Here is a 14,905-nt window from a genome sequence, read left to right as displayed (position 1 = left end):
TGTGCTGCTTCGTCCGATACATGGGGATTCCCGGGGCGTGGCCCCGGGAAGTCACATGCCGTAGAACGTACGTGACCCGGTCACCATTCCCGCATTAGTACGACTGCGACCGGTGCCCTGTGGACAACGGACCCGCCGGTCTCGTGGGACCTGGCAGCATGGCGGGGTGACAGCAGCAACGCACGCCTCTCTCTTCCCGCAGGTTCCGGACTCCGCCGACGCGGTGCTCGAAGGTCTCGACCCCGAGCAGCGCGAAGTCGCGACGGCCCTGCGCGGTCCGGTGTGTGTGCTGGCCGGAGCCGGTACGGGCAAGACGCGCGCGATCACGCACCGCATCGCCTACGGGGTGCGCGCCGGGATACTGCAGCCTTCCACGGTGCTCGCCGTCACCTTCACCAACCGCGCGGCCGGGGAGATGCGCGGGCGGCTGCGCCAGCTCGGCGCGGGCGGTGTCCAGGCGCGTACGTTCCACTCGGCCGCGCTGCGCCAGCTCCAGTTCTTCTGGCCCAAGGCGGTCGGCGGCGAGGTGCCCCGGCTCGTCGAGCGCAAGGTCCAGCTGGTCGCCGAGGCCGCGGCGCGCTGCGGTGTCCGGCTCGACCGCAATGAGCTGCGGGACGTGACGGGCGAGATCGAGTGGTCCAAGGTCACCCAGACCGTGCCCGCCGACTATCCGGCGGCCATCGCGAAGTCGGCCCGCGAGGCGCCCCGGGGCCCGGCCGAGATCTCCCAGATCTACGCGATGTACGAGCAGCTCAAGCGGGACCGGGGAGTGATCGACTTCGAGGACGTGCTGCTGCTGACCGTCGGCATCCTCCAGGACCGGCACGACATCGCCGACCGGATCCGCAGTCAGTACCAGCACTTCGTGGTCGACGAGTACCAGGACGTCAGCCCGCTGCAGCAGCGGCTTCTCGAACTGTGGGTGGGGGACCGGGAGGATCTGTGCGTCGTGGGCGACGCCAGCCAGACGATCTACTCGTTCACCGGCGCCACCCCCGACCACCTGCTCAACTTCCGGGTCCGCCATCCGCAGGCCACGGTGGTGAAGCTGGTCCGGGACTACCGCTCGACACCGCAGGTCGTCCACCTGGCCAACGGGTTGCTGGCCCAGGCGCGCGGCCGCGCCGCCGAGCACCGCCTTGAGCTGATCTCGCAGCGCTCCCCGGGGCCCGAGCCGGTCTACAAGGAGTACGGGGACGAGCCCACCGAGGCCGAGGGCACCGCGCGCCGGATCCGGGACCTGATCGCCGCGGGCGTCCCCGCGTCCGAGATCGCCGTGCTGTACCGGATCAACGCCCAGTCCGAGGTCTACGAGCAGGCGCTGGCCGACGCGGGGGTTCCCTACCAGCTGCGCGGAGCCGAGCGGTTCTTCGAACGGCCCGAGGTGCGGGAGGCCGGCGTCGCGCTGCGCGGAGCCGCCCGGGCCGGTGGCAACGACCCGCTGCTCGACGACGCGGTGGATCTGCCGTCCCAGGTGCGGGCGGTGCTCGGCACCAAGGGGTGGCGGGCGGAGGCTCCGGCGGGGTCCGGGGCGGTCCGTGACCGCTGGGAGTCGCTGGCTGCGCTGGTGCGCCTGGCCGAGGACTTCGCCAGGGCCAGGGAGGGGGCGACCCTCTCGGACCTCGTCGCCGAGCTGGACGAGCGGGCGGCCGCGCAGCACGCCCCGACCATCCAGGGCGTCACGCTGGCCTCGCTGCACTCGGCCAAGGGCCTGGAGTGGGACGCGGTGTTCCTGGTCGGACTGACCGAGGGGATGATGCCGATCACCTACGCCAAGACCGACGAGCAGGTCGAGGAGGAGCGCCGGCTGCTCTATGTGGGCGTCACCAGGGCCCGGCTGCACCTCACGCTCTCCTGGGCGCTGTCCAGGTCGCCCGGCGGCAGGGCCTCCCGCCGCCCCAGCCGCTTCCTCAGCGGACTGCGACCGGGCTCGTCGGGCGGTGCTGCCGCCGGGCTGCGCGGCGGCGCCGGTGGCGGTGGCGGGATCGAGCGGGGTGCGGCGGTCCGCCGCAAGCACCGCGGGCCGGTGCGGTGCCGGGTCTGCGGCAAGAGCCTGACCGACGGCGGCGAGATGAAGCTGATGCGGTGCGAGGACTGCCCTTCCGACATGGACGAGGCGCTGTACGAGCGGCTGCACGAGTGGCGCTCGGTCCAGGCGGCGGAGACGGGACAGCCCGCGTTCTGCGTGTTCACCGACAAGACCCTGATGGCTATCGCGGAGGCCGTGCCGTCCAGCGAGACGGAGCTGACGCGGATCGCCGGCGTCCCGGCCCGGAAGATCGCCCGGTTCGGGGCCGATGTGCTGAAGATCTGTGCAGGTCAGGAACGCGCGGACGACGACGGGGAAGACTGACCGAAACTCGTTGAAAAAATAGTTTGCGCACGCCCCGGGAACCCCCTTAGGTTCTTAACCACGGGAACAGCGACTTCTCTGAAGCCCTGGTTCCGTGCTGTACTTCACTACAGCTGTACTTGACCTACATACGAATGGGACGAGGCCCCCGGGCCCAGCTCCCCGAGACGCCGAGAGGAGGCGAGACCAGTGGCAACCATCACGAAGACCAAAATGACCGACCGCTCGGTCGTCGTCACCTGCCTGCTCGGCTCCTCTCTCCGTGGAACCGGTCTGTCCGGCGTCTCTGCCGTCAGCCCTGTTTCCCTGGCGAGCCTTCCCATTCGGGACCGTAATGAGCGACCGACCCAGGCACCGGAAGCAGCAGTAGCAATCGCGGGGATGCCGTCCTATGCGTTTGCGGCAGCCGGTGCCGAATTCGGGACGCAGGCAACGCAGCATCACACGATGTGGGCCTTCCGTGGGCTCGAACCCTGGAGTGATCCAGTCTGATTCAGCATCAGGCAGGCGCCTTCAGGGCCGCGGAACCCCACCCGGGATCCGCGGCCCTTTTGTTTGTACTGGGCCACCAGACGACCTTCGGTCAAACAGACCGGAACGACCAGACGAGGAATGAAATCACCGTGCAAATCGAAGCGCACGCCCCGTCCGTACCGCCCTCACAGACGCTCTCGCCCCCTGTTGCCCCGGAGGATCCCACCGTGTTCCCGCTCACCGCGCTGACCGTTCTCGACGACGCCATCGAGAACCTCGATGTGCCCGTTCCCTGCCGTGCCTACGACCCGGAGGTCTTCTTCGCCGAGACCCCGGCCGATGTCGAGTACGCGAAGTCGCTCTGCCGTACCTGCCCGCTCGTCGAGGCCTGCCTCGCCGGCGCCAAAGAGCGTCGCGAGCCGTGGGGTGTCTGGGGCGGAGAGCTTTTCGTCCAGGGCGTCGTCGTCGCCCGCAAGAGGCCGCGTGGCCGCCCGCGCAAGAACCCGGTCGCGGCATGAAACTCACCGGCCCCGGAACGATTGACCGCCCCCACAAGCTCGATCCCCAGAAGCAGGACCCGATGACCACTTCCACCAGCGAGCCGTCCGGCTCCGCCACACCAGTCGTCAGCACTATCGGCGCGACCGCGTCGCGTCAGAACAGGACCCGTGAGATGCAACTCATCCCAGAAGCCATGGCTCGTGCTCATATCCACGAGCGCCGCAGGGAGGCCGATGTCGAACGTCAGGCCCTGCGCCTGATGACCGCCCGCCGTATGCAACGCCGTGCCGAGCGCGTGTCGTTGCGCGCCCGCCGTGCGCTGGCCATGGCCGTCATGCAGTAACAGGCGTCAGGCAGTAACAGCCGTCGTACCGCGGTAAAGAAGAAGAACTGAGCAGTGGTGCCGGTAGTGCAGCGGGCCATGCTCAGCAGCACGGCAGACGCGCGGGAAGCGCGGAGCACATCGGGGCATCGGGGGCCGGTCGGCGCGACCGGCCCCCGGGTATATCCGGGAGTCGCCGATACGGTCCGGCGGTCAGGCATGAGCCTGGGCGGGAGGCAGTTCCTCCTCCGGGACTTCGCCCGTGACCTGTTCCGTGACCTGTTCCGTGAGTTGATCCGCGGGTTGTCCTGTGGCTTGATCCGGGAACTCGGCTTCCACGGTCTCCGGCAGGAACCCCGGCACCCAGGCTTCGAGTTCGTCCCGGAGCCGCACGGTCGCACCCAGCTGGCAGAGCACCCCGATGGTGCTCAGTGTCACCCGGTGGATCAGCAGATAGGACGGCGGCAGATTGAGCTGCTTGCCCAACTGGTGGGCGGGGGAGCGGGGATCGGCGATCCTGGCCGCCTGCGCGCGCATCCACCCCCGGCTGAACGTGAACTCGTCGGCCTGCACCGGCTCGATGATCGGTACCAGGTAGTCCAGCACCGCCTCCGGGTCGAGATCGATGGACTCCTTGACGAACCCCTCCTCGCAGAGCATCTCGTAGACGGCGGAGGCCTCGCCCTCGATGGTCATCCGCAGGGCGTGGCCGATCGTGGCGGGAAGCCCGCCCGGCAGCCGGTCCACGGTCCCGAAGTCGAGCACTCCCAGCCGCCACTGCACCGGGGCCCCCTCTGCGGCGTCCTCGTCCTCAGCGATCCCGTCGCCGTCCTCCGGGACCGCGTCCTCCGCGCTCGCCCCCTCAGCCGTTCCGTCCTCAGCGGTCCCGCCCCCAGGGGGCCCGTCCTCAGCGGTCCCGTACTCCTCGGCGGGGAGCAGCCGGAAGTTGCCGGGATGCGGGTCGGCGTGCAGCAGTCCCGTGCGGGCCGGGCCCGAGAAGAGAAAGCGCGCGAGCAGCTGCCCGGCCCGGTCCCGCTGTTCGTCCGTGCCGTCCGAGATCACCTCGGCCAGCGGGATTCCGTCGATCCACTCGGTCACCAGTACCTGATCGCTCTGGTACACCACATCGGGCACCACCACGTCCGGATCCCCGGCGAACTCCTCCGCGTGCTCCCGCTGCGCCTCCGCCTCCAGCTCGTAGTCCAGCTCCTCCGAGACCCGGTCGCGCAGTTCGGCGATGAGTGGCTTGATGTCCATGCCGGGGATCAGCGGCCCGAGCAGCCGGGCGAAGCGGCTCAGCTGGGTGAGATCCGACAGCAGGGCCTCTCCGGCCCCGGGATACTGCACCTTGACCGCCACCCGGCGCCCGTCGTGCCACACCGCTCGGTGCACCTGGCCGATGGACGCGGCGGCGGACGGCTTGTCGTCGAACTCGACGAACAGCTCGCGCCACTCCGTCCCCAGCTGAGCCTCCAGCACGCCATGCACCGTCTGCACCGGCATGGGAGGGGCGGATTCCTGGAGCTTGGTCAGCGCCGCACGGTAGGGCCCCGCTACCTCCTCGGGCAGGGCGGACTCGAAGACGGAGAGGGCCTGCCCCATTTTCATGGCCCCGCCCTTCAGCTCGCCCAGGACCTTGAAGAGCTGCTCGGCCGTGCGCTGCTGCACCTCGCGTGCCACGATCTCCGCGGATCTGCCGCCGATGCGCTTGCCCAGGCCCCAGGTGGCGCGGCCGGCGAAACCGAGTGGGAGTGCCGCCAGCTTGGCGGTACGTGTGACCGCTTTCCGGGGAAGATCAGACATGCGCCCCTCCAAATCCCAGACTGCCGTGGAGCGTACGGCGGTTACCCGGCCATTGTGTCGTGCGGAGCCCCGGCCGCCGAGGCGCGCTCCCTCTCAGTCTGCCCACCCGCACCACAACGGCAGTCGGGGTGGGGTGCGATACGGGCCGATCGCCAGTCCAGCAGCGGCAGGGACGCCTCCCACCGCGCCCCTGTCGACGCCGGCAGCTCGCCGTCGAGAAACGCCAGCGCGTGTGCCGCCGCCAGCCCCGCCACCGCTGTGGCCAGGCTGAGATCGCACGCAGGCACGGAGCCGCGCCTGCCCGAGCGCCACTGCGCGACCATCCGGGGCCAGCCCGGGTCACGCTCGCCCCGCCGCAGCGCCAGGCAGCCCGAGCACGCGGTGCCTCCCGGCAGGACGAGTGGCCCCACCACTCCCGTCCCTTCGAGCACGCCCGTATAGAGATGAGGTGTACCCGACGCGATCCACCCCGCGGAGAGTGCCGGATCGGGCACGTAGGCATCGAGTCCGTCACGTGGTGCGATGACGATCAGGGACAGCCCAGGTCCGCCATCGCCGCCAGGTGCGGCGGCCGAGGCCCGTGGTGGCGGCCCGGGCGCGACCCGCCGGATCAGCCGGCGCGCGGCCGAGTCCCGCCGCTCCCCGACGGCCTCGGCCGGAAGACCACCCGGCGCCACGTCCCCCGGGGCGACCGTGCCGCCATCCAGCACATCGACCCGGCCCACCCCGGAGGCCGAGAGCAGCGCCGCCACCGTGGCCCCGACCCGGCCCGCACCCCGTACCTGGACCCGTATGGCCCGCCGGGCCGCGAGACGGGCCGTACCGCCGCCCGGTTCCGGATGGACCAGCGAGAGCGATGCCAGGTCGGGGCGGAGCCGGTCCAGCGTGCCGGGCCGTTTCCGTAACGCGTCGACCGCCGCGCCCCCGGTTGCCGCATCGTCGATCAGCCCCGCCTTCGTCAGCCGGGCCACCAGCTTGTCCACCTGGCCGTCCGGCAACCGCATGGCCCGGGCCTCTTCCCGCAGCAGCTCCATCCCGCGAGTGCCGTCCAGCAGCCCGAGGAGGCAGCCGGTCGCGGGGTCCACCGGGCCGAGCACCACCGCCTGTGCGGGAGTCACCCCGAACTGCACGGATTGCCGGTCCCGCCATGCGCGCCGCAGCGCGGGCTTCACCATCGGATGCATCGCACGCCCCCCGTTCACGGTCCGCCGGGCTGTCCCGGCGGCTCTGTTGTCAGCATGCCCCCAGGTCGTCGACGGTGCGGAAAGTTATCCACAGGACCGGTGGGCTAATACTTCGAATGCTGCACTCTGTGAATGGATCAAGGTTCAACCGCCATGGGCGCGGGACTTCCCGCACTGACAGCGGGTAACGTCGGGGCGTGCCCGTCGACCCTCTGCACACCGCCGGAAGTCCACCGCGCAGCGCGAAGAGCCAGCCGCCCCGCGGCCCGGCGACGAGCCCGGTGGAGGTCCGCAGGAGTTCCCGGCGCAACAGGACGGTCTCCGCGTACCGGGAGGGCGACCGGACCATCGTGCTCATCCCCGCCCGGATGTCGGACGCCGAGGAACAGCGCTGGGTGACCGTGATGCTCGACAAGCTGGCGGCCCAGGAGAGCAAGCGCGTCCTCGGCGACACCGAGCTCGCCGACCGCGCGGCGCGGCTGTCCGAGCAGTACTTCGCCGGCCGGGCCCGCCCCGATTCCGTGCGCTGGGTGACCAACCAGAACACCCGGTGGGGTTCCTGCACCCCGGCGGAGGGCAGTATCCGGCTCTCGCACCGTCTCCAGGGGATGCCGGAGTACGTTGTCGACTACGTGCTGCTCCACGAGCTGGCCCATCTTCTGGTGCCCGGGCACGGACCCAGCTTCTGGCGGCTCCTGGAGGCGTATCCGCGAACCGAGCGGGCCCGGGGCTATCTCGAAGGGGTGGTGGCCGCCGAGCGGCTGCCCCATCTGCCCGCCGCCCGTGGTGAGTGACAGCGCCCCCGCAGCCTGGCGCCCGTGGCCGGGGCGATATCCGCCGCCGTCCGCGAGTGACCAGGGCGGCTCCGTGCCGGCTCTTCCCGGCGGCTCTGTACCGGCTGCGTACCGGGTCCGTCCCGGCTTGGCCGGATGTCGGTCCCAGCCGTTAGCCTGGCGCGACGGAAACATATTCGGGATGGGGGACGGTCGTTACGTATGGCCAGGCAATTCCAACGCGGCCACAAGGCCAGGATCAGTGACCTGACAGCGGGCACGGACCTGTACGTGGGTGTGCAGATCGCGGGCGCCGGACTGACCTTCGACATCAGCTGCTTCGGACTCGACGCCGACGAACAGCTCTCGGACGACCGGTACTTCATCTTCTTCAACCAGCCGAAGTCCCCGGAGGAGTCGATCCAGCTCCTCGGCGCACAGGCCGGTGACACCGAATCCTTCCGGATCACGCTCGACCGCATCCCCGCGACCGTCCAGAAGCTCTCGTTCACCGCGACGATCGACGGCGCAGGCCAGATGTCGCAGATCGGGCCCGGGTACATCCGTATCGTCGCCGGTGGCGACGAGGTCGTCAGATACGCCTTCACCGGCTCCGAGTTCACCACCGAGCGCGCCGTCATGCTGGGCGACTTCTATCTGAAGGACGTCTGGCGGTTCGCGGCCGTCGGCCAGGGCTTCGACGGCGGACTCGACGCGCTGCTGAGGAACTTCGGCGGTGAGGTCGCCGATGAGGAGCCCACCGCGCCGCAGCAATCCGCCGCCCCGCCCGCTTTCGCGCCGCCCGCCGCCGCTCCCGACCCGGCCCCCTCCTTCGGCGCCCCGGCAGCTCCGCCCCAGGCCCCGCCGGTTCGGACGCCGGAGCCCGCGCCCTCGTCCGGGGGAACGGCGACCCCGCCTCCGCTGCCGACCCCGACCCCGCCTCCGCTGCCCGCGCCGGCCCCGCCGCCGATGCACTCGGCGCCCACCATGGCCGCGCCGATGCATCTGCAAGGGGGTGCCACCCCGCCGCCCGCCCCTGCTCCGTACGCACAGCCGCCCCAGCTTCCGCAGCAGCAACAGCCGCCGCAGTTCGGCCAGTTCCCGGGCCAGGGCCAGCCGACGGGTGCCCCGGCCCCGTACGGCGGCCCCCCGGGGCAGCCCGCTCCGTACGGGCAGTCCGCCCCCTACGGACAGCATCCGCCGACCATCGCGGTCCCCGGGCTGCAGGCCGCTTTCCAGAAGTACCGCGAAACGGACACGGGTCAGCGCTGGACCCCGCAGAACAAGTACCTGATGCGGGCCGACCTGACGGTCAGTGATACCCCCGTCCTCGCCCGGCAGGGCAGCATGGTGATGTACCAGGGCAAGGTCGACTTCAGCTACAAGGGAGCCGGTTTCGCCGGGCGGATCGTGGGCCATGCCACCGGCCAGGAGATGCAGTTGATGCGCTGCACCGGCCGTGGTCAGGTCTTCTTCGCCGAGAACAGCACCCATCTGCACCCCATCGAGCTCCAGGGCGACGGCATCTGCGTCTCGGCGGAGAACGTGCTCGCCTTCGACGAGACCCTGCAGTACGAGGTCCGCAGGATCGAGGGCCACGGCATTCCCGGCGGAGCGCTGTTCACCATGCAGTTCCAGGGCACCGGCACCGTGATCGTGAAGACGCACGGTGTGCCTGTGGTCCTGCCGGTCACGCCGACCACCTTCGCCGACTGCAACGCGGTCGTCGCCTGGTCGTCCGCCTCGCAGGTGATCGTCTCCAGCCAGGTGCGGCTGCGGCAGAACGCCTACGCGGGCGACAGCGGCGAGAGCGTGAACCTCCAGTTCCGGGGCGCCCCCGGGAACTTCATCATCGTCCAGCCGTACGAGGTCTGAGGGAGTCCGTCATGAACCAGCAGCTCGCGGGCTACGCCCCGTCCCCCGTCACGGCCCGCATGGAGAACCACGGCAGCAAGATGCTGAAGGTCGCCATGCAGACAGGCCAGGACCTGCTCGCACGGACCGGATCGATGGTCGCGTACGAGGGGTTCGTGCAGTACGAGCCCAATCCGCCCGCCGTCCGCCAGATCGCCCGTGACTGGATCACCGGTGAGGGCGCTCCGCTCATGAAGTGCTCGGGCGACGGCCTGCTCTACCTCGCCGATTACGGTGCGGATGTCGTCGTCATCAACCTCGACAACGACGCGCTCTCGGTCAACGGCAGCAATCTGCTCGCCTTCGACGCGAGCCTCACCTGGGGAGTGGAGCGGGTCAAGGGCATGGCGAAGTTCGCCGGTCAGGGCCTGTGGAACATCCAGGTGTCCGGCAGCGGCTGGGTCGCCATCACCTCACGCGGCACACCGATAGTCGTCGACTGCGGAAGGGGCGAGGACGAGACATATGTCGACCCGGACGCCCTGGTGGCCTGGTCGCCGAATCTCAAGGTGAAGGGAAAACGCAGCTTCAAGGCTGGTTCGCTGATCGGGCGGGGCAGCGGGGAGGCGTACCAGATGGCCTTCTCCGGGCAGGGCATCGTCGTCGTGCAGCCCAGCGAGGACAGCACCGACCGTCTGCGGATCCGGAACTGAGGGGGAGCGAGAACATCATGCAGAGCCCGCTTTTCAGCTACACGGAACAGCAGACCCAGGACCGGTACACGGTGCAGAACCCGCAGTTGCTGCGGGTCTCGCTGACCGGGCACGACGACGTACTCGCCCGCAAGGGCGCCATGGTCGCGTACCAGGGGCTGATCGAATTCGACGGTGAGTACCAGTCGAACATGCAGCAGCACGCGCGGGCCTACACGGGCGAGGGGCTCGACCTGATGCGCTGCCACGGGCAGGGCACGGTCTACTTCGCCAATCTGGCGCAGCATGTCCATCTGGTCGATGTCGACCAGGACGGGCTGACGGTGGACAGCGCCTATGTCCTGGCGATGGACTCCAGCCTGAACCACACGGTCGTCGCGGTCGACAGCCAGTACGGCATCTCGGGATCCGGCAAGTACCAGCTCAACATCACCGGCCGGGGCAGGGTCGCGCTGATGACCTCGGGGCAGCCGCTGATGATGCAGGTCACGCCGGACAAGTACATCAACGCCGATGCGGACGCGGTGGTCGCCTGGTCGTCCGGTCTGCGGGTGCAGATGCAGGCGCAGACGCACTCCTCGGGGGTACGGCGGCGGCGCGGCAGCACCGGTGAGGGCTGGGAACTCAGCTTCCTGGGCCAGGGCTTCGCGTTCGTCCAGCCCAGCGAGGTGATGCCGCCGCAGCACGCGAACATCGGGGACGGAGTGCTGGCACAGTTCGGCATGGGGCAGCAGGGCGCGCACGGTCAGAACCAGGGCAACGTCTGGAACTGAACACCGCGGAGAACGCGAAGAACCGGATGGAGGCGGTCTCCTCGGAGGCCGCCCCTTGTCCGTCAGCGGTTGCCGCCGCTGCTCAGAGCGTTGCCTCTCCGAGCGCCGTGCGGGCGGCGTCCACCAGCCGCCGGACCGACGCGTCGGCGACGCCCGCGACCTCGTCGTAGGCGAACCACCGCAGGTCCAGCGACTCGTCGCTGATCAGTTCCACGGCTCCCGGCGGGACCAGGGCCGCGTACTGCACATCGAAGTGCTGGGTGCAGGGCGGCGGAATCGGGTGCCGGTCCAGCCTCAGCGGGCCGCCGGGCAGCAGCGTCAGCCCCTGGATGCCGGACTCCTCGGCCGCCTCGCGCAGGGCGGCTCCCGCCACCGTTGTGTCGCCCGGCTCGCAGTGCCCGCCCATCTGGAGCCACATCCGCAGCTTCCGGTGCAGGGTGAGCAGCACCTGCCCGCGCTCCGGAGCAAGGACCAGAGCGCTCGCGGTGAGATGCCCGGACCCGCACGCCTTCCACATCCCGTCCGGGTGGGCCGACAGATGGTCCAGATAGCTCTGGCGAAGCTCGTCGTGCCCCTGGTGACCCTTCAGTACGCGGACTGCGTCGTCGTGGAGGGTGCCCTGGTGAGTCACTGGCCGGAGCCGTCCTTCTTCTCGTCGTTGTCGTCGTTCGCGCTGTCCTTCGGCCCGGGCTTCTCGCCGGTGCCGTTCTCCGGGCCGGCGTCTGCGCCGACGTCCGTGCCGGCGCCGTCCTTGGTCAGATCGGTCTTGCCGGTGCCCGCCGTGCCGCCTGCGGCCTCGCCGAGCATCTTGTCCAGCTCGGAGAAGTCCAGATGCTCGTGGTGGACGAAACCGTCCGGGTCGTCCAGGTCGGAAGCGGTCGGCAGCATGTCCGGGTGCTCCCACAGGCCGTCGCGGCCGTCGACACCCCGCGCGTCCGTGAGCGAGGCCCACAGCCGCGAGGCGTCCCGCAGCCGGCGCGGACGCAGCTCAAGGCCGATCAGCGTGGCGAAGGTCTGCTCGGCCGGGCCACCGGACGCCCGGCGCCTGCGCAGCGTCTCGCGCAGCGCGTCCGCCGAGGTCAGACGGGTCTTCGCGGCCTCGTGGACCACGGCATCCACCCAGCCCTCGACCAGCGCGAGTGCCGTCTCCAGGCGGGCCAGCGCGGCCTTCTGCTCCGGGGTGTCCTCCGGCTGGAACATGCCCTGCTGCAGGGCTTCCTGCAACTGCTCGGGGTGCGAGGGGTCGAGCTGGCCGACGACCTCCTCCAGTTTCGAGGTGTCGACCTTGATGCCGCGGGCGTACCCCTCCACCGCGCCGAACAGATGCGAGCGCAGCCACGGCACGTGGGCGAAGAGCCGCTGATGGGCGGCCTCGCGCAGCGCCAGGTAGAGCCGCACCTCGTTCTTGTCGATGCCCAGGTCCTTGCCGAAGGCCTCGATGTTCAGCGGGAGCAGCGCTGCCTTGCCGGCCGGTCCGAGCGGCAGACCGATGTCGGACGAGCCGACCACCTCGCCCGCGAGGACTCCGACCGCCTGCCCGATCTGCTGGCCGAACATGGCTCCGCCCATGGACCGCATCATGCCGAGCAGCGGGCCCGCCATGGCCTGCATCTCCTCGGGCAGCACACCGCCCATGGCCTCCCCGACACGCTCCGCGACCGGGTCGACGAGCTCCTTCCACACCGGCAGCGTCGCCTCGACCCACTCGGCGCGGCTCCAGGCGACGGCCGTACCGGCCCCGGAGGGCAGCGAGGTCACGCCGTCCAGCCACAGATCGGCCAGCCGTACGGCCTCCTCGACCGCCGACCGCTCGGCCGGGCCCACACTGGTGTCCTTGGTGCCGTCGGGCGTGCCCTGGGCGACCGTCTGCCGGGCGATGTCCTTGGCCATGTCCCAGTTGACCGGGCCGCCCTCGTAGCTCAGCATCTGCCCGAGCTGCTGGAAGGCCGCGCCGAGGTCGTTCGGGTTCATCGAACCGAACATCGCCGCGAACGGATTGTCACCACCACTGCCGGGACCGAACCCGAGTGGATTCTGCGGGGAGCTTCCGCCGCCCCGGCCGCCCTTGCTCTTGCCCTCGTCGCCGTCCTCCGGCTCCTCCGGCGGAAGGCCGAATCCGAATGGAGTGTCACTCACGGGTTTCCTCGGCTCGTAGGGCCGTCGGCCGACTGGCCGACAGCGATTGCCCGACAACACCACCCAGGGTAGAGGGTGACCGCCCGGTCAGCCCGGGTCCGACCGGGCGGCTCCCCCGGACACCGGTGCCCGATGAGGGCTCAGTGCTTGGCTGACGCATGGGCTGCGGCAGGATGGACGCCACCTGGTCCGTACGTGTCAGTTCGCGTACGTACTGAAGACAACCGCTGGAGACGCCCGGTGAGTTCCCCAGATCCACAGGTTCGCGCAGCGCGAAACCTCTCAACCAAGCCCTCCAGGGGGCCCGTCGTCGCGGTCACCGGAGCCGCCTCCGGTATCGGTGCCCTGCTGACCCGGCGGCTGGCCGAGTCCGACGAGGTCAAGCGGGTCGTGGCCATGGACGAGCGGCGCGGCGACGTGGCCGAGGCCCACTGGCACATCCTCGACGTGCGCGACCCGGCGATCGCCGAGAAGCTGCGTGGCGCAGACGTCGTGGTGCACCTCGCGCTGGACCTCGATCTGGAGACCGACGCGGCGGCCCGGTCCGCCTACAATGTCCGCGGCACCCAGACGGTCCTCACGGCCGCCGCGGCCGCCGGTGTCCACCGCGTCGTGCTCTGCACGTCGGCGATGGTCTACGGCGCGCTGCCGGACAACGACATCCCGCTCTCCGAGGACGCCGAGCTGCGGGCGACCGCCGAGGCCACCGGCGTCGGTGACCTGCTGGAGATCGAGCGGCTCGGCCGCCGCGCGCCGCGTGCGCACCCGGGTCTGAACGTCACCGTGGTCAGGCCCGCGGTCCTGGTGGGCGGTACGGACACCGCGCTGACGCGTTACTTCGAGTCCCCCCGGCTGCTCGTGGTCGCGGGGACCCGCCCCACCTGGCAGTTCTGCCATGTGGACGACCTGGTCAGCGCCCTGGAGTACGCCGCGCTCGAAAAGGTCGACGGGGAGTTCGCGGTCGGCTGCGACGGCTGGCTGGAGCAGGACGAGGTCGAGGAGCTCAGCGGTATCCGCCGGATGGAACTGCCGTCCGCCGTCGCGCTCGGCGCCGCCGCCCGGCTGCACCGGATCGGCCTCACCCCGTCGCCCGCCGGTGACCTGGCGTACACGATGCACCCCTGGGTGGTCAGCGTCGGCAGGCTGCACGACGCGGGCTGGCGGCCCCGGTGGACCAACGAGGACGTCCTCGCGGAGCTCCTGGAGGAGGTCGCCGGGCGGCACACCGTCGCCGGCCGCAGGCTCGGCCGCAAGGACGCCACGGCCGCGGGCGCGGCAGGCGCGACGGTCGCGCTGCTCGGTACGGCGGCGCTGGTGCGCCGGGCCCGGCGGGCCCGCCGGGGCCGCATCTGAGGGCGGTGGCCCGCGCCGGGCGGGCGGACCGCCATCATGCGGGCCAGCTGGCGAGCCGTCCTACAGGACCACTTGGCGGCCCGTCCTGTAGGACGCTCCAATGGGCCCCCGTCGCTACCGGTCGAAACCGCCCTTACGTGCTGTCGGCCCCGTACGGCACCATTGACGTCATGGCACTCACCGACGACCACCCCGGCGAACACGCGGCTCAGGACCCCATCCGGCTGCTGGCGATCCGTGACACCCCGCTCAGCATCGACGAGGTGTTCAGGGCCGTGGGCGACGAGGCGGCCGGCGGCACCGCGCTCTTCGTCGGTACGGTGCGCAACCACGACGGCGGCACCGACGTCGACGCCCTCGGATACTCCTGCCACCCCTCCGCCGAGGACGAGATGCGCCGGGTCGCCGAGCGGGTCACCGAGAAGTTCCCGGTGCGGGCGCTCGCCGCGGTCCACCGCGTGGGCGATCTCGCGGTGGGCGACCTCGCCGTGGTGGCCGCTGTGTCGTGCGCGCACCGGAGCGAGGCGTTCGAGGCGTGCCGGATGCTCATCGACGATCTGAAGCACGAAGTGCCGATCTGGAAACACCAGACGTTCTCGAACGGCACGGAGGAGTGGGTCGGCATCTGACCCCGCCCAGGGCCGGGCCGCCACTACCGGGTGACGC

14 protein-coding genes are annotated in these 14,905 nt (G+C 70.6%); 10 read left to right on the top strand and 4 right to left on the bottom strand.

The annotated features are described in order from the left end of the window. Positions 1 to 166 precede the first annotated feature (166 nt). From OG452_RS10665 to OG452_RS10650, 4 genes are all read left to right on the top strand, one after another. Positions 167 to 2,353 (top strand): ATP-dependent DNA helicase UvrD2, encoded by a 2,187-nt coding sequence (locus OG452_RS10665; RefSeq protein WP_327295374.1) that lies wholly within the window; start codon positions 167 to 169, stop codon positions 2,351 to 2,353. Between the two features lie 213 nt (positions 2,354 to 2,566). Beyond that, complete coding sequence (locus tag OG452_RS10660) at positions 2,567 to 2,845, top strand: hypothetical protein (RefSeq protein WP_327299585.1); 279 nt, start codon at positions 2,567 to 2,569, stop codon at positions 2,843 to 2,845. A 131-nt stretch (positions 2,846 to 2,976) separates the two neighbouring features. Beyond that, a complete protein-coding gene (locus OG452_RS10655) occupies positions 2,977 to 3,345 on the top strand; it encodes a WhiB family transcriptional regulator (protein WP_266853311.1) in 369 nt (122 codons plus the stop codon). After that, complete coding sequence (locus tag OG452_RS10650) at positions 3,342 to 3,671, top strand: hypothetical protein (RefSeq protein ID WP_327295372.1); 330 nt, start codon at positions 3,342 to 3,344, stop codon at positions 3,669 to 3,671. The genes OG452_RS10655 and OG452_RS10650 overlap by 4 nt, the downstream gene beginning before the upstream one ends. Positions 3,672 to 3,863: 192 nt before the next feature. Here OG452_RS10650 and OG452_RS10645 read toward each other — a convergent pair whose 3' ends face one another. Continuing rightward, positions 3,864 to 5,453: an ABC1 kinase family protein gene (locus OG452_RS10645; RefSeq protein WP_327295371.1), complete on the bottom strand. Its 1,590-nt coding sequence runs from the start codon at positions 5,451 to 5,453 to the stop codon at positions 3,864 to 3,866. Positions 5,454 to 5,494: 41 nt separating this feature from the next. Next, complete coding sequence (locus OG452_RS10640; RefSeq protein ID WP_327295370.1) at positions 5,495 to 6,637, bottom strand: TOMM precursor leader peptide-binding protein; 1,143 nt, start codon at positions 6,635 to 6,637, stop codon at positions 5,495 to 5,497. Positions 6,638 to 6,834: 197 nt separating this feature from the next. On the opposite strand from OG452_RS10640, the gene OG452_RS10635 reads away from it, so the two are divergent. The 4 genes from OG452_RS10635 (at position 6,835) to OG452_RS10620 (ending at position 10,750) form a co-directional block, all read left to right on the top strand. Next, entirely contained in the window at positions 6,835 to 7,431 is a 597-nt protein-coding gene (locus OG452_RS10635; protein WP_327295369.1) for a M48 metallopeptidase family protein, read from the top strand. A gap of 201 nt (positions 7,432 to 7,632) precedes the next feature. Beyond that, positions 7,633 to 9,285 carry a TerD family protein gene (locus OG452_RS10630; RefSeq protein WP_327295368.1) on the top strand — a complete coding sequence of 551 codons (1,653 nt, stop codon included), beginning with the start codon at positions 7,633 to 7,635 and terminating at the stop codon, positions 9,283 to 9,285. A gap of 11 nt (positions 9,286 to 9,296) precedes the next feature. Beyond that, the gene (locus OG452_RS10625) at positions 9,297 to 9,977 is read left to right on the top strand and encodes an AIM24 family protein (RefSeq protein WP_327295367.1); all 681 of its coding nucleotides are present in this window, start codon (positions 9,297 to 9,299) and stop codon (positions 9,975 to 9,977) included. A gap of 17 nt (positions 9,978 to 9,994) precedes the next feature. Continuing rightward, on the top strand, positions 9,995 to 10,750 hold the full coding sequence (locus OG452_RS10620; protein WP_327295366.1) for an AIM24 family protein: 756 nt from the start codon (positions 9,995 to 9,997) through the stop codon (positions 10,748 to 10,750). 82 nt (positions 10,751 to 10,832) lie between these two features. Here OG452_RS10620 and OG452_RS10615 read toward each other — a convergent pair whose 3' ends face one another. After that, positions 10,833 to 11,381, bottom strand: coding sequence for an NUDIX hydrolase (locus OG452_RS10615; protein WP_327295365.1), 549 nt, complete (start codon positions 11,379 to 11,381; stop codon positions 10,833 to 10,835). Further along, a complete protein-coding gene (locus OG452_RS10610; protein ID WP_327295364.1) occupies positions 11,378 to 12,886 on the bottom strand; it encodes a zinc-dependent metalloprotease in 1,509 nt (502 codons plus the stop codon). The genes OG452_RS10615 and OG452_RS10610 overlap by 4 nt, the downstream gene beginning before the upstream one ends. Before the next feature lie 240 nt (positions 12,887 to 13,126). On the opposite strand from OG452_RS10610, the gene OG452_RS10605 reads away from it, so the two are divergent. Next, complete coding sequence (locus OG452_RS10605) at positions 13,127 to 14,239, top strand: SDR family oxidoreductase (RefSeq protein ID WP_327295363.1); 1,113 nt, start codon at positions 13,127 to 13,129, stop codon at positions 14,237 to 14,239. A gap of 170 nt (positions 14,240 to 14,409) precedes the next feature. Continuing rightward, positions 14,410 to 14,868, top strand: a complete 459-nt coding sequence (locus OG452_RS10600; protein WP_327295362.1) for a molybdenum cofactor biosynthesis protein MoaE — start codon at positions 14,410 to 14,412, stop codon at positions 14,866 to 14,868. Positions 14,869 to 14,905 lie beyond the last annotated feature (37 nt).

Source organism: Streptomyces sp. NBC_01197, from assembly GCF_036010505.1.
GTDB lineage: Bacteria > Actinomycetota > Actinomycetes > Streptomycetales > Streptomycetaceae > Streptomyces.
Note: the sequence above shows the minus strand (reverse complement) of the source record. Positions and strands in the feature narration are given on the sequence as shown.